4 protein-coding genes and 1 pseudogene are annotated in these 3,885 nt (G+C 71.2%); 4 read left to right on the forward strand and 1 reads right to left on the reverse strand.

Translation table 11 applies throughout. From position 1 onward, the window contains the following. Nucleotides 1–303: pseudogene (locus FRW57_RS18585) on the reverse strand (hypothetical protein); the annotation flags it as partial. Between the two features lie 301 nt (nucleotides 304–604). On the opposite strand from FRW57_RS18585, the gene FRW57_RS18590 reads away from it, so the two are divergent. The 4 genes from FRW57_RS18590 to FRW57_RS18605 all read left to right on the forward strand — a co-directional run bounded on the left by FRW57_RS18590 (nucleotide 605) and on the right by FRW57_RS18605 (nucleotide 3,722). Continuing rightward, nucleotides 605–1,183 (forward strand): CGNR zinc finger domain-containing protein, encoded by a 579-nt coding sequence (locus FRW57_RS18590; protein ID WP_152186715.1) that lies wholly within the window; start codon nucleotides 605–607, stop codon nucleotides 1,181–1,183. 113 nt (nucleotides 1,184–1,296) lie between these two features. Further along, nucleotides 1,297–2,454, forward strand: coding sequence for a Nickel transporter NicT (nicT, locus tag FRW57_RS18595; RefSeq protein ID WP_238384806.1), 1,158 nt, complete (start codon nucleotides 1,297–1,299; stop codon nucleotides 2,452–2,454). A gap of 200 nt (nucleotides 2,455–2,654) precedes the next feature. Beyond that, the gene (locus FRW57_RS18600; RefSeq protein ID WP_137122823.1) at nucleotides 2,655–2,948 is read left to right on the forward strand and encodes a WhiB family transcriptional regulator; all 294 of its coding nucleotides are present in this window, start codon (nucleotides 2,655–2,657) and stop codon (nucleotides 2,946–2,948) included. A gap of 54 nt (nucleotides 2,949–3,002) precedes the next feature. Further along, a complete protein-coding gene (locus tag FRW57_RS18605) occupies nucleotides 3,003–3,722 on the forward strand; it encodes a sulfite exporter TauE/SafE family protein (RefSeq protein ID WP_137122822.1) in 720 nt (239 codons plus the stop codon). Nucleotides 3,723–3,885: the final 163 nt, after the last annotated feature.

A 3,885-nucleotide genomic window follows, 5' to 3' on the forward strand; every position in this document is an offset into this window, starting at 1 on the left:
GGCCAGGGCCAGCGGGCCCCGCACCCGGGGTGAGATCGCGCGCGCGGCGCGGTTGCCCGGCATACCAGCGGGTGGGCGGACCGACGCGCCAGCGCCGGTGTCAGCTGTGACCGGCCGGGTCTCGGGCAGCTGCCACGTCACGAGGGCGGCGCAGAGCAGGCAGGTCAGGGCATCGATCACGAACAACCACGGAAGGCCGACGGTGGCAGTCGTCGCGGCCGCGATCAGCCCGGCCAAAACGCCCGCCACCGCAAGGGATCCCCAGACCAGCGCGTAGGCCGAGGGCAGCTGCTCGGCTGCCACCAGGTCGGTCCGACAGCGCTCCGCCGAACAGCCGCGAGGGGATCGTGCCGAGGCCGAACACCGTCAGCACCAGCCCCGTCGTGCGCAAGGCGGCACCGAGGTCCTGCGTCAGGTGGACCCCGAGGAAGGCCATGCTGAACCCACCCAGCCGGTTGACGCACCGCGCGACCACGAGCACCACCAGGGCGCGGGGCGGGCGCCGTGCCCGGCAGGTTGCGGCTAGACTGAGCGATGACTGCTGTCCATCTGTTTGCCGGTCACGCACCGGTGGACCGTACCGAGGGCGAGGGTGACTGGTCAAGTGGAGTTCGACAGTCACGTATGGCGTCTGCTCACCGTCACGACATCGCTCGTCAACGCCTTGACCCCCGGTCTGGACGGCGGTCGGCCGGTGACCGTGCCGGAGGGGCCGGCCCTGCGCGAGGTCGTCGCCGAGGCCGTGCGCACGGACGACTACCGCCGCCACCCGAGCCGTGCCGAGGCGACCGCGATGGCCGATCTTGCCCGGCGGGTGCGGCCGGTCTTCGTCTCCACCGAGCAGGAAGACCTCCCCGCCGCGGCCGCACTCGTCAACGCGCTCATCGAGCAGACTGCGCCGCGGCCCCGATTGGACGGCCCCGAGCAAGGCCCGTTCCGGTTGCACTTCCACGGTCCGGACGACAGCTTCGAGCGAGGCTGGGCCGCGGGCATCGCCGCCGGGCTCGCCCTCGCGATCGGCAGCGACCTGGCCGGACGGCTCGGCGTCTGCACCGCGCCCGACTGCGACCGGGTCTTCGTCGACTCCAGCCGCAACGCGGGCCGGCGCTTCTGCTCGACCCGGTGCCAGAGCCGGGTCAAGGCGGCGGCCCACCGGGCCCGGCTCCGGGCGCACGCGCCCTGACCCGTCATATCGACGTCTGCTTGCACAGACCGCCCACGCGGTGACGGATCTTGCGCTATTGCGATAGCCTCGCAACTGCGGGAGCTCGCCGGGCCTCCCGTGGAGGAGCAGTCGTGGCAGAGCAGACCTGCGAGACGCGGAAAGCGCAACAGCTCCATCGGACGACGTCCCGCGTCGCCGACTTCCGGCGCAGTCTGAGCCGCACCGACCGTCGCAGCCTCCTCGGGATGACGGGTGTCATCCTCGCGCTCCACGTCGTCGGCTTCGGCGTGCTCCTGGGTCTGGTCGTCCCCCAGCACTACCACCTCGGCGGGGCGCACCCCGTGTTCACCGTCGGGGTGGGCCTGCTCGCCTACACCTTCGGGTTGCGGCACGCCTTCGATGCCGACCACATCGCCGCGGTTGACAACACCACCCGCAAGCTGATGGCCGACCGCGACGAGAGCGGAGTGGGCCGCCAGCCGCTCTCGGTGGGCTTCTGGTTCTCCCTCGGCCACTCGACCATCGTGTTCGCGCTCGCGTTCCTCTTCGCCGTGGGAGTCAAGGCGCTGGCGGGGCCGGTCGAGAACGGGTCGTCCGGCCTGCACTCGGTCACGGGCGTCATCGGCGCCTCGGTCTCCGGCATCTTCCTGTGGATCCTCGGGCTCCTCAACCTCGCGGTGCTGCTCGGCATCGTGAAGGTCTTCCGCAGGATGCGACACGGGGACTTCGACGAGGAGGAGCTCGAGGCACGCCTGGCCCAGCGCGGCTTCATGAACCGGTTCCTCGGCGGGTTGACCAAGTCGGTGCGCAAGCCCTGGCACATCTACCCGGTCGGCCTGCTCTTCGGCCTCGGTTTCGACACCGCCACCGAGGTCGGGCTGCTGGTCCTCGCCGGTGGGGCCGCGGCATTCAGCCTGCCGTTCTGGACGATCCTCGTGCTGCCGGTCCTGTTCGCCGCGGCGATGTGTCTGATGGACACCGTCGACGGCGTCTTCATGAACGCCGCCTACGGCTGGGCGTTCGCCCGCCCGGTGCGCAAGGTCTTCTACAACATCACCATCACCGGAGTCTCCGTGGCGGTGGCCCTGATCATCGGCTCCATCGAGCTGATCGGCGTGCTCGCCGACCAGGCCCACATCAGGTCCGGCCCGATCGCGGCCATCGCGCACATTCCGCTCGACGAAGCGGGCTACGCGATCGTGCTGCTCTTCGTCCTCTCCTGGGCCCTGGCCCTCGCGATCTGGCACTTCGGCCGGATCGAGGAGCGCTGGTCGACCACCCTCTCCTGAGCGCGGTGCGCCCTGCCCGTTGCCTGCCTGCCGATTGCCTGCCTGCCGAGCGACGTCCAGCACGCGCGGTGAGAAACCGCGCCCCGGCCGGTCTAAGGCTCATAGGACGGCCCTCGACCCGGAGATAAGGCATCTGACCGATCCGGTAGGGCACCTCAGGGCGCCACCGTGGAGGGCACACCACGAGACCAGGAGTCAGCATGCAGCTGTCAGCGGCCCGAGCCGCCCGGGCAGGACACCACCCCCACCACGGCGCTCGCACCGGCATACCCTGCCAGGACCACGACGCCGAGCTGTGGTTTGCCGAGCGCCCCGCCGACGTCGAGCTGGCCAAGTCGCTCTGCGGCTTCTGCCCACTGCGCGACGCCTGCCTGGCCGGGGCGGTCGAGCGGAGCGAGCCATGGGGTGTGTGGGGCGGCCAGCTGCTGGTCAACGGATCCGTCGTCGCCAGCAAGCGCGGCCGCGGCCGCCCACGCAAGAATGCGGCAGCCTGATCGTGCCCGGGACCGGGCGCCCGCAGCGGGTCCCCGGTGGTGTTGAGTAGGCGAATGCTGCAGATCGCCGTCGCCGCCGCCCTGGTGGCGGTGTTGGCCGGCCTGGCGCAGGCCGTCACCGGATTCGGCTTCGCGATGGTGTCGATCCCGCTGCTGGCGCTGTGGTCCGACTCCCGGCTCGCGATCGTGGCGATCACCATGCTCGCGGCGTTCCTCACCCTGGTCGCGGGGATCCGCGAGCGTCGTCACGTGCAGTGGCGGACCATGCGGCTGGTCACCGTGGCGGGAGTCGTCGGTATGCCGGTCGGCCTGCTCGCGCTGAAGCTCGCCAGCGTCCGCACCCTGTCCCTGCTCATCGGCGGCATGGTGCTGGTTTCGGTCGTCATCCTGGCCCGGGGCCTGCGGCTCGAACCCCGCACCAGCTCCACGCTGGCGGCCGGGTGGCTGAGCGGAGCGCTGCTGACCTCGACCGGGATGAACGGCCCCCCTCTCGTGGCGACATTTCAGGCGATGCGCCTGACACCACATACCTTCCGCGCGACCCTCCAGGCGGCGTTCTTCGTCCAGGACATGTTCGCGATCGCCGGCTTCGTCATCATCGGGCAGCTGTCCACCCATGCGCTCGTGGCCGCCGCCGCGGGTGTCCCGGGCGTCCTGGTCGGATGGTTTCTCGGTGACCGGGTGTTCCGCCTGATCTCGCCGCGGCTCTTCCGCTGGCTCGTGCTGCTGCTCATGACGGCCACCGGTTGCGTGGCACTGGCCCAGGCCGCCTGAGGCGGCCCGGGCCGGTGTCGTGCTGCGAAGCGTTGTCCCGCGGTCACCGCGGCAGGACCGGCCGCAGGTGGAGCAGTTGCCTCCACGGGTGCCGTGCCGCCTCCGGCGCCTCCTGTGCCCGCCGGCGGCGCTCCTCGCGCTGCCGCTCGGCTGCGAACGCCTG

Source organism: Segeticoccus rhizosphaerae (assembly GCF_009192725.1).
GTDB lineage: Bacteria > Actinomycetota > Actinomycetes > Actinomycetales > Dermatophilaceae > Segeticoccus > Segeticoccus rhizosphaerae.

What these genes read in the sequence shown, in the direction of transcription:
- FRW57_RS18605 (WP_137122822.1), top strand. Translation starts at nt 3,003, where the DNA reads ATGCTGCAGATCGCCGTCGCCGCCGCCCTGGTGGCGGTGTTGGCCGGC.
- FRW57_RS18600 (WP_137122823.1), top strand. Translation starts at nt 2,655, where the DNA reads ATGCAGCTGTCAGCGGCCCGAGCCGCCCGGGCAGGACACCACCCCCAC.